Source organism: Thalassolituus sp. ST750PaO-4 (genome assembly GCF_020320405.1).
GTDB classification, from domain to species: domain Bacteria; phylum Pseudomonadota; class Gammaproteobacteria; order Pseudomonadales; family Oceanobacteraceae; genus Venatoribacter; species Venatoribacter alkanivorans.
Map to the genome: position 1 here is coordinate 474,595 of NZ_JABVCB010000012.1, position 15,137 is coordinate 489,731.

Sequence of the window (15,137 nt, forward strand, 5' to 3'; positions counted from 1 at the left end):
AAACGGGGAGAAGATCATGACCGCACGTACTGTTCTTAACGCACTGGAAGCAAACCGCCGCTATACCGACCTGAAAGATGCCGAAGCCCGCCTGGATCAGGCGCGCCGTGACCTGGACGCCGGCGCTATTAACGCAGAGGAGTACAGCAATATTGCCGACGTTTGCCGCAAAATCATCCGTGCCAGCAGTGACGGCTGATTAAGCCGCCACAGGCACACCGCTGTGAAAGCGGAATTCAGCATCGGGGGATTCGATCAGTTCACGCTCGAACTCACGGAATTCCGCCACCCGCTCAGCAATGGGTCCATCCGCATACTGTGCAGCCAGCGCCAGGTAATCCTGATAATGACGGCCTTCAGAGCGCAACAGTGAGCGGTAAAATTTTGCCAGCACGTCATCCAGAAACGGCGCCAGCTTGGCAAAACGCTCACAGGAACGGGCTTCGATAAAGGCGCCGACAATCAGCACATCCACCAGTTCATTGATTCCACCCTTGCGCACCTGCTCACGCAAGCCCGCCGCATAGCGCGACGAGGATACATGGCGGTAAGCAATGCCACGGTCTTTCATGATGTTAACCACCTGCTCAAAATGCAGCAGCTCTTCACGCGCCAGCTGGCTCATTTTTTTCAGCAGATCTTCGCGATCGATGTGCTTATAAAGCAGATTCATCGCCGTGGTGGCGGCTTTTTTTTCACAGTTGGCATGATCAATCAGCAAGGTCTCCTGATTATTCAGAGCCTCATCGATCCAGGCATCCGGTGTTACACACCCGAGAAAGCCATTAATCTCAGCCAATACATCTTTCACGCTCATAAACCATCCTCAATCATGGTTTCCAGCACCGCCCGGGCATTGCCTTCAATCGGCACGGCTTTCTGAGTTTCCGAATCCATCAGGCAGAAAGTGACCACCGCATCGGCAATCAGCGTGGTTGCTTCACCGTTTTCCAGCAAACGTACTTCCTGCACCATCTGCGCACTTTTATTACCGATTTTTTCCATCCGCGTGCTGATACGGATAACTTCACCCGCATACGCCGGACGACGGTAACTGATGTTGATATTGGCCACGACAAAAGCCAGATTCTGCGCTTCAAACAGCTGAATAAACTGATGACGGTCGAAGTAATCCCAACGCCCCTCTTCCAGAAACTCCAGATAGCGGCCGTTGTTCACATGATGGTAGATGTCGAGGTGGTAACCCCGGACTTTGATATCGACGGACATACAACGTCCTCACAGAAAAGGCGGCGATTTTAATCAATCGGGCCGCCGAGTGCCAGCCGCCCTTGCTCCAACGTTTTTTGGCCCAACGTATTTTGACCCAGCGCTTTTGGCCCAAGGATTAGCCGCCCGCTATCTGAGGTCTCAGCGGCCGCTTTGCCAGCGCAGATCGTGCAGGTTGAACCCCAAAGGCACATCGGTTCGCAGCCTTGCCAGAACCCGCGTCAGCAATGCCGTCGGCCAATGCTCATTCAGCGCGTTACGTACTTTGGTATCACACTGCTCACGCTGCACCAGCAACACATCCAGCGATCCGAACTGATCCAGCAGATGACCAGCGGTTTTCGGGCCAATACCCGCCACACCGGGCAAATGATTGGTACTGTCGCCGGTCAGCGCCCAGAAATCGGCCAGTTGCTGGGGCTTCAGGCCAAATTTCTGCTCAACCATCAGCTCATCCCAGGTAAAGCGGTCAAAATGATTACGTACACTCAGGCGTGGATTCACCAGCTGGCAGAAGCCTTTATCGGTCGACAGAATCGTCACCTGCAGACCGGCAAAAGCAGCTTTACTCGCCAGAGTGGCCATCACGTCATCGCCTTCCCAACCGGCCAGATCAAGGCAAAACACGCCTGACTGCTGAAAATAACGCTGCATATCGGCCAGATCGTGCTGCAAGGCTTCCGGCATCGGTGGTCGGCCCAGCTTGTAATCCGGCCATAATTCATGACGCCAGGTCTGGCATTTCTGCTCAAATACCATCGCCACATGGGTAGCCTTGGCGTATTCCGCATTACGCGCAATGGCACTTAAACAACGGCTGCGGGTTGCCTCCAGCGGTAATTCGGTATCGGCCGCCGCCGCATAAATACGGCGGATCAGGTTCATTGCATCAACAATTAACAGGTGCATTACTTTTCCTCAGCGTCCACATGCTCAGCAGCATCCGATTGCTGTTGCGCCTGCCACAATGCGGCATAGGCACAGCCGGCGGCCAGCAATTGCTGGTGGGTTCCCTGCTCGACCACCTGACCATTCTCCAGCACCGCAATACAATCAGCATCAACGACCGTCGATAAACGGTGAGCAATAATCAGTGCCGTATGACCACGCGCCACTTCGCGGATTTCGGCCATAATGCCGCGTTCGGTATGGGAATCGAGCGACGAAGTCGCTTCATCAAACACCATAATTGCCGGGCGTTTAAGCAGCATACGGGCAATGGCGATGCGCTGTTTTTCACCGCCGGACAATTTCAGTCCACGCTCACCAACTACGGTATCCATACCATCCGGGCATTCATTCACCAGTTTCTGCAAATGCGCCATACGGATCACCTCGGCAAGTTCAGCATCTGTTGCCTCGGGGCGGGCGTACAGCAGGTTATTTTTCAGTGTATCGTTAAACAGCACCGTATCCTGTGGCACGATGCCCAGCGCCTGCCTTAATTGTTGCTGCGGCACCGACTGAATGGGCTGACCATCAATCAGAATCTCGCCCTGCTGTGCATCGTAAAAACGGAATAATAATTTGGTCAGGGTCGATTTACCGGCACCGCTGGAACCAACCACCGCCAGTGTTTTTCCGGCATCCAGGGTTAAATTCAGGCCGCGTAAAATAGGCCGCTCCGGCTGGTAGGCAAACTGAAGATTACGGAATACCACTTCACCCTGACCAACCTGCAGGGTTCCCGTGCCGTTATCTTTGACCGCTGACTGCTCATCCAGCAGCTCAAACATACGCTCGATATTGGCCATCGACGCTTTGATTTCACGATAGACAAAACCCAGAAAATTCAGCGGTACAAACAGCTGGAACATAAAGGCATTCACCAGAGTAAAGTCACCCAGAGTCATGCGGCCAATCAGTACGTAATAAGCAGCGAATAACAGCATTGAGCCCATCGCGACACTGACAATCAGTGCCTGCCCGCTGTTCAGGCTGAACAGCGAAAAGCGGTTCATGCGCCGCGCCTGCTCCCACTGCGCCAGCGAGCTGTCATAAGCCTCAGCTTCACGCTGCTCGGCGGTAAAATATTTGACCGCTTCATAATTCAGCAGACTGTCTAGGGCGCGGGCATGGGTGGTGGAATCCATACGGTTGGCTTCACGCACATAATGGGTACGCCACTCTGTGACTTTTACCGAATAAGCCACATAAGCCACGACCGCCACAGCGGTAATTATGCCGAACACCGGCGGGTAGTTGGCCAGCAACAAACCGATTACCAGAAACAACTCGAGGAAGGTCGGAATAATATTAAAAATCATAAAGCGCAGCAGAAAACTGATGCCGTTGGTGCCACGCTCAATATCACGCTGCAATGCGCCGGTCTGGCGGTTTAAATGAAATTCCAGGCTCAGGGTATGCAGATGCTCAAACACCTTCAGCGCCATGCGCCGCATGGCCCGCTCGGTTACCCGGCCAAACAATAAATCGCGCACTTCGCCCATAAAAACGTTTAAAAAACGCACAGCGCCATAGGCCAGCAATAAAGCCAGCGGAAACCATAACCACCAGTCCGCCGGATTAATGGCCTGTTTGTCGACTGCACTCAGGTGATCGACCTGATATTTCAGCAGAAACGGCATCGACACACTGGCCAGCTTCGCCCCCACCAGACACAACAAAGCAGCAAGAACGCGCCAGCGATGCTCCATCAGATACGGCCATAGGGTTTTCACCCAGTGCCAGCCGCGGTAACGGTCCGGAGGAGTATCGGGCAGCGACTGGGAAGATTTCATCGAATTGTTACTCTATTCTGGTAAAGAGGACGGCTGAGCAGAATAAGGATGCAGCCAACGTGATTCAACGGATTTACCAAATTAATAAAGCCCTGCCCGAACTGACCGAACTGGAACAACTCATTGAGCAAGGCCGCCATCATCTGCGGGTATCCGTTCCTGCTCATATCCAACAGGGTTCATTCAGGTTGCCGTTTTATGTGCTGGAAATGGGCGCCACCACACCACTGGCTCCGACACTGGCACTGATCGGCGGCGTACATGGTATCGAACGTATTGGCAGCCAGGTGATTTTATCGTTCCTACGTACCCTGCTGCGCCGCCTCGACTGGGACCCGACCGCCATGGAAATGCTGGCCCAGATCCGGCTGGTGGTTATTCCGATCGTGAATCCCGGCGGCATGTGGAATAACAGCCGCGCCAACCCTAACGGCGTTGATTTAATGCGTAATGCGCCGGTCGATGCAATTGGCAGCACACCCTTTCTGGTCGGCGGACAGCGCATCAGCCGTCACCTGCCCTGGTATCGCGGACGCAAAGGCGAACCGATGGAGACAGAGAGTCAGGCCCTGATCGACAGCATCCGCGCCAGTCTGAAATATCAGAAACACTGCATCACCCTCGATTGCCACTCAGGATTTGGCTACAAAGACCGCATCTGGTTTCCCTACGCCAAAAGCACCGAACCCTGGCCCGGACTGCCGGAAGCCTGCGCCCTGACACAATTGTTTGAACACAGTTACCCCAGCCATAATATGTACCTGTTTGAGCCTCAGGCGCACAGTTACACCACCCATGGCGATCTGTGGGATTACCTGTATGACGACTACATGGCACAGCAACCTGATGGCCTTTATCTGCCGCTTACACTGGAAATGGGTTCCTGGCTGTGGGTGAAAAAAAATCCGCGCCACCTGTTCCGTTACCACAGCCTGTTTAATCCGATTCTGCCGCACCGCCATCAGCGCATTCTGCGCCGCCATTTCACTCTGATTGAGTTTTTAATGTCAGCAGTGCGCAGCATGCCCACCTGGGCACCTGACAACGCTGCCGATAAACAGCAGCTGTACCAGCGTGCCTGCGACCGCTGGTATCCATACAACCGTAGCGGCCCCAACCTCTGAAGCGGAACTTTCAGCCCCGGCGCTTGCCCGAAATAGCGCCCGGCCAGTATCACGCCAGCAAATACACCACAAACACATCACAGCGCCGCAGAAACATCGTATGATAGCGGCCTTTATCTGATCACTAACGGAAAGCGCTAGTCACATGTCTGTATTCCGCCCTCTGCTTACTGCCTCTGCCGCTCTGACGATGCTGGCAGCCACCACCGTCCATGCCGAACTGAACGCCAATCTGGGTCTGACTTCAGAATACGTTCGCGATGGTGTCAGTCAGACCGGTGGCAATGCAGCCCTGCAGGGCGGCCTGACCTTCCGCCATGACAGCGGTTTTTACACTGGCCTGTGGTCTTCTGGTCTGGACCGCAAAGGTGATCATGCCACCTACGAGCACGATGCCTTTGCTGGCCTGTATCTGCCGCTGAGTGATGGTATTGCGATGGATATTTCCGCGACCCGCTACACCTTTGCCGGCGACGCCAGCATTCAGGATCAGGCCTACAGTGAAGGAACGCTGCGCCTGCTGGTCGACGATGCCCTGACACTGGGCTGGCGCCACAGCGATTCCTATCTGGATTCAGGATTTGCCAAACGCAGTCTGGAACTGGGTTACACCATCCAGACCGATAGCTTTTCGATTGAGTTTTTTACCGCCCAGCACCGCTACCTGGAAATCAACGACGACTTTAATTTTGGCGGCGGACACAGTGATGATTACTGGCAATTCCGCGTCGGCGTTGAACGCAGCTACGGTCCGTATGACTACCGTCTGAGCATCGACCGCACCAATCTCAGTTCAGATTACGATGCCGGTACCACACTGCAGTTCAGTGTGCACCGCTATTTCAACTTCTGGTAACGGAATAACCTGATATGCGCATGGATGCTCAGCAGGACACTCAACAATCCCAGCCCGAATGGGTACTGATCCGCGGCCTGATCCGCAGCCGCTTTCACTGGGGTGCCTTTCCCGACCAGTTGCTCAGCCAATTACAACAGCAGCAACTGGCACCATCGGCATTACTGCTGCCGGAGCTGGCAGGTAATGGCGAGCGCTTCCGCGATAAAACCCCCTTCAGCATTCATAATATGATGCTCGATATCCGCCATCAGGTGCAGAAACTCAGTCCGGACAATACCCGTCCGCGGGTTCTTGTCGCCATTTCGATGGGCGCGATGATCGCCAGCGAATGGGCACGCTGCTATCCGCAGGAAGTCGCCCGCCTGCACCTGATTAATACCAGTTTCAGTAATTTTTCGACGCCCTGGCAGCGGATGAAAATCCGGCCATTATTAGGATTTCTGCGCAGTTTACGCAGTTCAGACAAGCTTGAAGCCGCCATTCTGAAGTGGACGCTGAATATGAAAGACAGCGAATGCCTGCTGCCGCTGTGGTGTGATTATGCCGCCGCTCATCCGCTGTCATTACGCAACGGCCTTGCCCAGTTACTGGCCGCCAGCCACTTCCACGGCCCGGCTCAGGCGCCACTGCAGGATGCTTTTTTCTATAACAGTCTGGCCGACCGTCTGGTAGATGCAGCCTGTACACGCCGCATTGCCGAACGCTGGCAGAAAAATCTGCTCAGCCATCCCAGGGCGGGGCACGACCTGCCGATGGATGATCCGGATTGGTTAATTCAGCAGATTATTGCGAACGAGCAGACATCCATGGCACACAAAGATCCGTCTCAGCTTCCGCGCCCCGCTGTCGCTGACATAAGCCACTGAACACGGGCGCAGTGATGTTCAGCAAAGCATCACTGCCCTGTAAATGAACATCGACCCCACGCGGGAACTGCACCTCGCCGTTATCGGCAACGCCTGATGGAAAACTCAGTACGTTGCGGTAGTACCCCAGAAGTTCTGAACCTTCGAACACCAGCAGGCTGAAAAACTGCTCGTAATCATCACCGCGCACCCGCTCAAGGCCAATCAGCGTGCGCTGATCCAGCCGGCCAAAGTAATAAAACGACATAACGTGATCGTTCGGGCTGTCATCAAGCAAGGCCGAGTTGCGGGTATAGAGATAACGCTCGACCCACTCAGGCGTTACCTGAGCGGCCTGATTCGCGGTTTCAGCGCTGACCATTTCAGACGTGACCGTTTCAGCAACAGTCGCCGGAGTAACCAGCAACTGCCAAAACAGAAGTGCAAACAGCGTGGCAAAACGTGGCAGAAAGACCATCCCGCTTTCTGCGCCCCGCCGGGGGGAGGAGTTGCCCCGGCCTGACCGGGACAACAGAGTGAACGGCAACAGCATCCGCCAGCAACTCCTGTTCAATAACGGTTCAATCTACCCTTTGACAGCCATCCTGCAGCATCCGTCCGATGCCACAGTGCAACGGTTCAGGGCTGCGTCAGTTCCAGCTTGGTGCCCAGATATTTCTCCAGATCCGGCAGTACGAACGCATCATCTTCGGAAATAAAGCTGACCGACACCCCTTTTGCCCCGGCACGCCCGGTACGGCCGATACGGTGCACGTAATCTTCTGGATCTTCAGGCAGGGTGTAGTTGATCACATGGCTGACGCCGTCAACGTGGATACCGCGACCGGCAACATCCGTTGCCACCAGAATGCGAACGTGGCCGGAACGGAAACGTTCCAGTGTTCGGATACGTTTTTCCTGCGCCACTTCACCCGACAACAGCACCGCCACATGGCCGTTTTTGTTGAGTTTGTCACACAGATTACGGGTCAGGTCACGACGGTTGGCGAAGATAATACAACGCTCCGGTTTTTCGTCGGCCAGCACGCGTTCCAGTTGTTTGTATTTGTCGCTCTCAGCAACCAGATAGCAGCGTTGTTCCACCCGATCGGTCGCGACCTGTTCAGGCTCAATCACCACTTCCAGCGGGTCCGTGGTCCACTGATCAATCAGGATGCGCACATCGTAGTTGAAGGTGGCTGAGTACAGCAGCGTCTGACGCTGATCTTTGGTGGGCGTGGCGCGGACAATACGGCGCACATCCGGAATAAAGCCCATATCAAGCATACGGTCGGCTTCGTCCAGCACCAGCACTTCGACCTGATCGAGGAACACATCCTGACTGCGCATAAAGTCAATCAGACGGCCCGGCGTTGCGACCAGAACATCGACCACATGGTTACGCAGCTGTGCACGTTGCTTCTCGTAGTCCATACCACCAACGATGGTTACAACGTTCAGGCCGGTGTATTTCGCCAGACCTTCCGCGTCTTTACCTATCTGCATTACCAGTTCACGGGTCGGCGCGATTACCAGGGCACGGGGCTCGCTGGCAAAACGCTCTTCCGGCTTAACGGTGAGCAAGCGGTTGAGAATGGTGAGCAGAAACGCCGCCGATTTACCGGTACCGGTCTGCGCCTGTCCGATGGTATCGCGGCCACGTAAAGCGGCTGGCAGACTTTCCGCCTGAATCGGGGTGCAGTACTGGAAGCCCAGCGCATGAATGCCGCGCATCACGGAATCCGGCAGATCCAGATCGTGGAAACGGGTTTTAGCCGGGTCAACGTCTACTTTGAAGTCATCGATGGACCATGGTGTATCGTCAATGGCCGGGCGCTGCTGGTCGTGCTTACCGCGCGTCTGGGACTTTTTGTTGTCCGCCTGACCGCCATGGTGAGGCAGATGGGCCGCCTTGTGGGTGTCTTTGGCTGGCTGATTGCTTTTTTTACCGCCACGCTTGGCGTTTTTATTGTCTTTTGCGCTGAGATCCGCGGGCTTTTTCGCCCCCCGGCCCTGCGTTGCGGGCTTACTGCCCGATCCCTGTTTTCCGGCCGGTTGTTTCTTACCGGTTACGGCCTGCAAAAATTTCTTTAACAAAAGCTACTCCGCTTCTAAATTCGTTCCGGTGCAAACAAGTGCACACCAAATAGTGACTGGCGCTGATAATAATCTAACAGCGCCTTTTTTAATACTTCTGCCCGTGGTGGCAGGCCATGCTCGAGGTAATGACAGGCCTGGACCCAGACGGCCTGGCGAAAACGCGCAAGCCCGGATTCTACTGCGGCGGGATCACCATTCAGGTTGTCGGTGCTGACATAAAAGCGCCGGCCACAGGCCTCCGACAGAATCCACTCCACCGCCTGAGGTTTTACCTCCACCTGCTCAAAGGCGCGCTGCTGCTGTGCGCTGCGGCCATCCGGTTCATACCAGTAGCCAAAATCGACCTGTTTGCGCCGCTCCGGCCCGGCAATACACCAGTGGCTGATTTCATGCAGCGCCGACTCATAAAAACCATGGGCAAAGATCAGCCGGTGCTGCGCATGCTGGTCATCGGCCGGCAGATAAACCGGTTCGTCGTCACCAGCCATCAGCAGGGTATTTTCTGTCTCCTGAAACAGACCGTTAAACAGCCGCATCAGATCGTTGATATCGAGTGGAATCGCCATAAACCAATAACAATGTATTCACAGAACAGCACTGGTCTGTACCGCACTTTCAGGGCAAAATGCGCAGCTTCTCAACAGTGCATTTTTGTATTCGCAGCCAGCGCTGTTGTCCCCTGCGACCCTATTGCCTGCTCAGAACCCTGAGCTGCGCACGGACACTACCGGCATGACGTTCAAAGCTCAAGAAATAAGAGCCCTGCTTAAACTGACTTTTCCTATTCTGGCCACCCAGCTGGCGCAGATCGGCATGGGGACCGTTGACACCCTGATGTCCGGCTATGTCAGCACCCGCGATCTGGCCGCCGTCGCCATTGGCACCAGCCTGTGGCTGCCCACCTGGCTGTTTCTCGCCGGCGTTCTGGTGGCCTTATCTCCGCTCGCTTCCGGCCTGAACGCCGCGCGCCGTAACGACGAACTGCCCAATCTGCTGGCCGCGGCGCTGTGGGTGGGAATTGTACTGGGCAGCCTGGCGGGTCTGTTGCTCGGAGCCGGCTCTTCCGCCCTGCCGCTGCTGGTGGATGATCCAGTTACTGCACGTATTGCCGCGGAATACACCCTGGCGATCGCCTTTGGCATGCCCGGCGCCGGCGTGTTTCTGGCCTACCGTTTTTACGCCGAAGCACTGAACGAGCCGGGGCAGGTCACCCGCATCATGTTGACCGGCTTGCTGATGAACGTACCGGTTAATGCCATCTTTGTTTACGGCCTGTTTGGCATGCCGGAACTGGGTGGCGTGGGCTGTGGTATCGGTTCCAGCCTGATCTTTGCCGGCATGGCCATCGCCATGGCACGCAACACCCGTAAGAAGCGCTTACCGGCAGAATACCCTCTGTGGCGCCATGTGCTGCGCCCGGTGAAGGCTCAGGTAAAAGAAATGCTGCAGATTGGCGTACCCATTGGCGTGGCGATCTTCTTTGAAGTCAGTCTGTTCTCCGTGATTGCCCTGTTCCTGACCGAGCTGGGCCCGACCATTGTTGCCGGCCATCAGGTGGCGCTGAACCTGTCGTCGCTGACCTTTATGATTCCGCTCAGTCTGGGCATGGCCTTAACCGTACGCGTGGGCCACTGGCTGGGTTCCGGCCAGTATGTTCTGGCGCGGCGCACCGCCTGGATTGGCATCGGTCTGAATCTTGGAATTTCGATGTTTAACGCCAGCGTGATGGTGCTGTTTGCTGCCAGTATCGCCCGCCTCTACTCGCCAGACCCGGCCGTAGTCTCTACCGCCGCTGGTCTGCTGTTATTTGCCGCAGTTTTTCAGTTATCGGATGCGATCCAGGTTGCTGCAGCCGGTGCTCTGCGCGGGTATAAAGATACCGTCGCCGTGATGCTGATTACCTTTGTTGCTTACTGGCTGATCGGCCTTGGCCTTGGTTACTGGCTCGCCTTCGGTGAGAGGATGAGCATGGGAGCCGAAGGTTTCTGGACCGGTCTGGTGGTCGGATTAAGCGCTGCCGCCGTCGCATTGGGCTATCGTTTGTACAGGGTCAGTCATCGTCCGGATACGCAAACCGATACTCAGCCAGCCAGTTAAACAGACTCCCAGCCAGACACCGGGCCAGATATCCGGTCCGGCGGACTGAGGGCTCGCGGTTACGACATGACGACCTGAAATCCGCCACACAGGAGCCGCAGGTTGTCTTATTCGCTGAAGTACAGACTTAGCTATTGGTTTAACTATCCGCGCCGCTGGCTGAGACGTTTATTATTGCTGACCGGGGCGCTGTTCTGGCTGCTGCTGTTATCTTCTGTCGCCTGGCTCAACTGGCTGTTACAGGATGTGCCGGACGCTGCGCAGCTTAATATGAAGAGCCTGCAGCAACAGGCCATCAACCGTACAGAGCAACGCCTTGAACAGGCCAGCGGCATTGACGTGATTACCCCGCAATGGCTGCCACTGGATGCCATCAGCCGCAATCTGGTGTATGCCGTGGTACTGAGCGAGGATGCCGATTTTTTCAGCCATCAGGGCATCGATTATGACGCCCTCCTCGCCGCACTGGGCGAAAATATCAAACAGCGCGAATGGAAATACGGCGCCAGCACCATCAGCCAGCAGACCACTAAAAACCTGTTTTTCGACAATCAGAAAACCCTGACACGCAAATTTCAGGAGCTGGTTGCTACCCGCCATCTGGAACAGGCGCTGAGCAAAAATCAGATTCTGGAGTTGTACCTGAATATGGCCGAATTCGGCCCTAATCTGTATGGCATCGCCGCAGCCAGCCATTACTATTTCCGCAAACCCGCCGCCGAACTGAACGCTGCCGAAGGCGCCTTTCTCGCTCTGCTGCTGCCATCGCCACGGCGCTATCACTACACACTGGTGCAAAACGGCAACTGGTCTCCGAGCCTGCGTAAAAAAATGCAGCGTATTCTGCGCGATATGCGCTTTAAGGATTACATCAGCAGCGAGCAGTACGACGACTTCCGCAGCTGGCGTTATGCGGGGCTGCCAGACGACTGAGCCTGACTGCAGTAATCCACAGCCAACATGATAAACTGCCGGTTTTTCTGCCCGCCCACACAGTCCGGATTACCATGAGCATCAGCATTTCATCTTCTGCCTCACCGCGCATTGCCGTGATCGGTGCCGGCCCTGCCGGTCTGATGGCCGCCGAACGCATAGCCCGCCAGGGTCTGGCCGTTGAGGTGTTTGATGCCATGCCCAGTGTGGCGCGCAAATTCCTGCTCGCCGGTGTCGGCGGTATGAACATTACCCACGCCGAAGATTACGCAGATTTTGTCAGCCGTTACGGCAACGCCAGCCACTGGCTGCGGCCGATGCTGGATGATTTTACCCCGGATAATCTGCGCAGCTGGATTCATGAGCTGGGCATCGAAACCTTTGTCGGCACCTCCAACCGCGTGTTCCCCAAAGATATGAAAGCCGCCCCGCTGTTACGCGCCTGGCTGCACCGTCTGCGCAGCCAGGGCGTCAGTATTCATCCGCGTCATCGCTGGCAGGGCTGGCAGATGGAAAACGGCAAACAAATCTGGTGTTTCAGCACGCCTGACGGTGAAAAACGCGAGCAGTTCGATGCGGTGGTACTGGCCTTAGGTGGCGCAAGCTGGCCGCGTCTTGGCTCCGACGGTCAGTGGTACAGTCTGCTGACACAACAGGGCGTCAGCATTGCACCGCTACTGCCCAGCAACTGTGGTTTCGAGTTGCCCTGGAGCGACTTTATCCGCGAGCGCTTTGGCGGCACGCCACTAAAAAACATTGCCTTATCGCTGACCGATATCCATGGCCAGCAGTGGACGCGCAAAGGCGAGTTTATCGTCAGTCAGTACGGTATCGAAGGCAGTCTGGTCTATGCCCTGAGTGCCCCGCTGCGTGACCTGATGCTGAGCAAGCAATCAGAGAAGCCGGCGCAGCTCTGGCTCGACTGGCTGCCACAGAACAGCCACGAGCAGATCGTCAGTAAACTGCAACAACCACGCAAAGGCATGAGTTTCGCCAATGTATTGCGTAAAAAACTGAACCTGCCAGCAATCACCAATGCATTACTGAAGGAGTGCTGCCCGGAGCTTGATCTGCACGATCATCAGGCTGTCGCCAGCGCCTTAAAGTCCATGCCGTTGCCCTGCCCGACGTCCACACGCCCTATCGCCGAAGCCATCAGCAGTGCCGGAGGTGTTACACAAAACGCCGTTAATGAAGATCTGATGCTGAACGCCCTGCCCGGTGTCTTTGTTGCCGGGGAAATGCTCGACTGGGAAGCGCCGACCGGTGGATATTTATTAACGGCCTGTTTTGCCAGTGGTAAGCGTGCCGGTGATGGTGTCTGCAACTGGCTTGCCAGCCACAGCGAATAATGCGGAAAGATAACGCCGGGGCTTCTCTCCACAGCAACCAATGCTAAAGTTTGAAGATAAAAGAGCGCAACCAATACAGCACGACACGACACCACAACACAGGACCCGTTGAATGGAAAACAGCTACAGCCATCTGGTGCATATTCAGAGTCACGACGAACTGCGCCTGTATGAGCTGATCCCCAATGTTGTCTGGATTTTTGATCTCGACCGTCACGGCTGGTGGTGGGGCAATCAGGCGGCCATTGATTTCTGGGGGCTGAAGACCGTCGACGAACTGATTAATAAAGATCTGTCCGGTGACACCCAGGGTGCCAAAGACCGCACCGCACAGACCTTCGAACTGGCGGCCCGTCAGGGGCTGACCATCGATCCCTGGACCACCTACCCTAACGGCAAGCCAAAAACCCTGCATATGATGCACCGCGCCGTGTTGCTCGGCCCGCAAAAACATCGGGGCATCATTGCCTATATCAACGAAGAAGTGAATCTGGGCGAAACACCGGAAAATCTGCTGCTGGTCGAAGCCATGCGTTACACCAATGTACTGGTCACAAGCTTTACCTTTGACGGCGCCATGGTAATCGAAAACCCGGCAGCAACGGAGGCCTATAAACAGATTAATACAGCGGCACTGACGGATGGTATTACGGAATTTTCTGCACGTTTTGCCGACCCGGCAGAAGGCGCCCGTTGTCTGGAAAAAGCCATCGCCGAACGGGGCGGCCGCTGGACACACCGCATGCAAACCTCTGCCGGACTGCGCGACCATACGCTGGATATCCGCATTACCCGCCACCCGCTGAGTGGTGATTTCCTGATCCTGATGTCGGAATACGATGTTACCTCACTGCATAAAGCCCTGCAGGATGCCCGTGAGGCGCAGGAAAAATTGCAGCAGATGGCCTACTACGAGGCTCTGACCGGACTGCCGACCTTACATTTATTTCAGGATATGGCCCGCGCACAACTCACCCATGCCAAGCGGATGAAGGAAAAACTGGCGGTGATGTTTATCGACCTCGACGGCTTTAAAAACGTCAACGACAGCTATGGCCACGAAACCGGCGATCAGGTACTGAAAGATGTGGCGCAACGTCTGAAAGATAAACTGCGCGCTTCCGATCTGCTTGCCCGTTTTGGCGGCGATGAATTTGTCGCCCTGCAACTTGATGTAAAAAGCGCCGATGATGCCATCCTCTTTGCCGAGAAAATTATTAAAGTTCTGGCGGAACCCATAGTGACCCAACAAGGCAATATTACAATCGGCGCCAGCGTGGGTATCGCCCTTTATCCGCAACACGGACAAGATCTGAAAACACTGATCAATAAGGCCGACAAAGCCATGTACCGGGTAAAGCACGCTGGCAAAAACGGTGTCCAACTGGCCTCCGGCGATGAGTAATGACAGGAGTTAAGCCAGGGTCTGATAACACTAACTAAACAGGCCCCAACAGGCACAGGGAGGATTTATGCAAGACAGTGCTTCACCCTGCACCCGTAACTGTTGCCTTAATGATCAGGACATTTGTCTGGGCTGTTACCGTTCACTGCGTGAAATTCTTTTTTGGCAATCGGCCAGTGCGGAAGAAAAGCAAATGATTCTGCGCAATTGCGCAGAACGGAAACAGAAATCAGTAAAATAAAAAGAAATTAAAACGAGAAAATGAGACAAAAAAGAGAAAAGCACCCCACTGCTGTCCCACAGTTTTTAATCAGCATCATAGTTGACAAAAACAGCATTTTTTAACATCCAGGTCCAATGCCTCCCAGGGGAACTTTGTAGTGGTCAACTAATTCCGGACACGGTCTTAAGTAATTCTTCGGCTGCAGATGGGCTCAGCCCATTGTTAGCA

Annotated in this window: 16 protein-coding genes; 9 read left to right on the forward strand and 7 right to left on the reverse strand. The window is 55.1% G+C overall.

Translation table 11 applies throughout. From position 1 onward, the window contains the following. Nucleotides 1–16: 16 nt before the first annotated feature. Nucleotides 17–199 carry a hypothetical protein gene (locus tag HUF18_RS15325; protein ID WP_145468850.1) on the forward strand — a complete coding sequence of 61 codons (183 nt, stop codon included), beginning with the start codon at nt 17–19 and terminating at the stop codon, nt 197–199. On the opposite strand, the gene miaE is transcribed toward HUF18_RS15325, so the two are convergent. The 4 genes from miaE to HUF18_RS15345 all read right to left on the reverse strand — a co-directional run bounded on the left by miaE (nt 200) and on the right by HUF18_RS15345 (nt 3,971). Further along, nucleotides 200–817, reverse strand: coding sequence for a tRNA-(ms[2]io[6]A)-hydroxylase (gene miaE, locus HUF18_RS15330; protein WP_225692794.1), 618 nt, complete (start codon nt 815–817; stop codon nt 200–202). Then, on the reverse strand, nt 814–1,230 hold the full coding sequence (locus tag HUF18_RS15335; RefSeq protein ID WP_145468851.1) for an acyl-CoA thioesterase: 417 nt from the start codon (nt 1,228–1,230) through the stop codon (nt 814–816). Before HUF18_RS15335 ends, miaE begins: the two co-directional genes overlap by 4 nt. 141 nt (nt 1,231–1,371) lie before the next feature. Further along, nucleotides 1,372–2,139: a flap endonuclease Xni gene (gene xni / locus HUF18_RS15340; protein WP_145468852.1), complete on the reverse strand. Its 768-nt coding sequence runs from the start codon at nt 2,137–2,139 to the stop codon at nt 1,372–1,374. Next, the gene (locus tag HUF18_RS15345) at nt 2,139–3,971 is read right to left on the reverse strand and encodes an ABCB family ABC transporter ATP-binding protein/permease (protein ID WP_225692795.1); all 1,833 of its coding nucleotides are present in this window, start codon (nt 3,969–3,971) and stop codon (nt 2,139–2,141) included. The genes xni and HUF18_RS15345 overlap by 1 nt, the downstream gene beginning before the upstream one ends. Nucleotides 3,972–4,030: 59 nt before the next feature. Between HUF18_RS15345 and HUF18_RS15350 the strand changes: the two genes are divergently transcribed. The 3 genes from HUF18_RS15350 (at nt 4,031) to HUF18_RS15360 (ending at nt 6,820) form a co-directional block, all read left to right on the forward strand. Continuing rightward, nucleotides 4,031–5,095, forward strand: a complete 1,065-nt coding sequence (locus HUF18_RS15350; protein ID WP_145468854.1) for a M14 family metallopeptidase — start codon at nt 4,031–4,033, stop codon at nt 5,093–5,095. 145 nt (nt 5,096–5,240) lie between these two features. After that, nucleotides 5,241–5,951 (forward strand): TorF family putative porin, encoded by a 711-nt coding sequence (locus HUF18_RS15355; protein WP_145468855.1) that lies wholly within the window; start codon nt 5,241–5,243, stop codon nt 5,949–5,951. A gap of 14 nt (nt 5,952–5,965) precedes the next feature. Next, nucleotides 5,966–6,820, forward strand: coding sequence for an alpha/beta fold hydrolase (locus tag HUF18_RS15360; RefSeq protein ID WP_145468856.1), 855 nt, complete (start codon nt 5,966–5,968; stop codon nt 6,818–6,820). On the opposite strand, the gene HUF18_RS15365 is transcribed toward HUF18_RS15360, so the two are convergent. The 3 genes from HUF18_RS15365 to HUF18_RS15375 all read right to left on the reverse strand — a co-directional run bounded on the left by HUF18_RS15365 (nt 6,738) and on the right by HUF18_RS15375 (nt 9,465). Further along, nucleotides 6,738–7,277, reverse strand: a complete 540-nt coding sequence (locus HUF18_RS15365) for a hypothetical protein (RefSeq protein ID WP_225692796.1) — start codon at nt 7,275–7,277, stop codon at nt 6,738–6,740. The genes HUF18_RS15360 and HUF18_RS15365 overlap by 83 nt on opposite strands. 161 nt (nt 7,278–7,438) lie before the next feature. Further along, nucleotides 7,439–8,626: an ATP-dependent RNA helicase RhlB gene (rhlB, locus tag HUF18_RS15370; protein ID WP_255449030.1), complete on the reverse strand. Its 1,188-nt coding sequence runs from the start codon at nt 8,624–8,626 to the stop codon at nt 7,439–7,441. Between the two features lie 284 nt (nt 8,627–8,910). Continuing rightward, on the reverse strand, nt 8,911–9,465 hold the full coding sequence (locus tag HUF18_RS15375; RefSeq protein WP_225692797.1) for an elongation factor P hydroxylase: 555 nt from the start codon (nt 9,463–9,465) through the stop codon (nt 8,911–8,913). A 166-nt stretch (nt 9,466–9,631) separates the two neighbouring features. On the opposite strand from HUF18_RS15375, the gene HUF18_RS15380 reads away from it, so the two are divergent. From HUF18_RS15380 to HUF18_RS15400, 5 genes are all read left to right on the forward strand, one after another. Next, on the forward strand, nt 9,632–10,996 hold the full coding sequence (locus tag HUF18_RS15380; RefSeq protein ID WP_225692798.1) for an MATE family efflux transporter: 1,365 nt from the start codon (nt 9,632–9,634) through the stop codon (nt 10,994–10,996). Between the two features lie 102 nt (nt 10,997–11,098). After that, on the forward strand, nt 11,099–11,929 hold the full coding sequence (mtgA, locus tag HUF18_RS15385) for a monofunctional biosynthetic peptidoglycan transglycosylase (protein WP_225692799.1): 831 nt from the start codon (nt 11,099–11,101) through the stop codon (nt 11,927–11,929). Nucleotides 11,930–12,003: 74 nt separating this feature from the next. Then, nucleotides 12,004–13,281: an NAD(P)/FAD-dependent oxidoreductase gene (locus HUF18_RS15390; protein ID WP_225692800.1), complete on the forward strand. Its 1,278-nt coding sequence runs from the start codon at nt 12,004–12,006 to the stop codon at nt 13,279–13,281. Nucleotides 13,282–13,393: 112 nt separating this feature from the next. Then, nucleotides 13,394–14,686, forward strand: coding sequence for a GGDEF domain-containing protein (locus HUF18_RS15395; RefSeq protein WP_225692801.1), 1,293 nt, complete (start codon nt 13,394–13,396; stop codon nt 14,684–14,686). Nucleotides 14,687–14,753: 67 nt separating this feature from the next. After that, nucleotides 14,754–14,927, forward strand: coding sequence for a DUF1289 domain-containing protein (locus HUF18_RS15400; protein ID WP_225692802.1), 174 nt, complete (start codon nt 14,754–14,756; stop codon nt 14,925–14,927). The last annotated feature ends 210 nt before the right edge of the window (nt 14,928–15,137 follow it).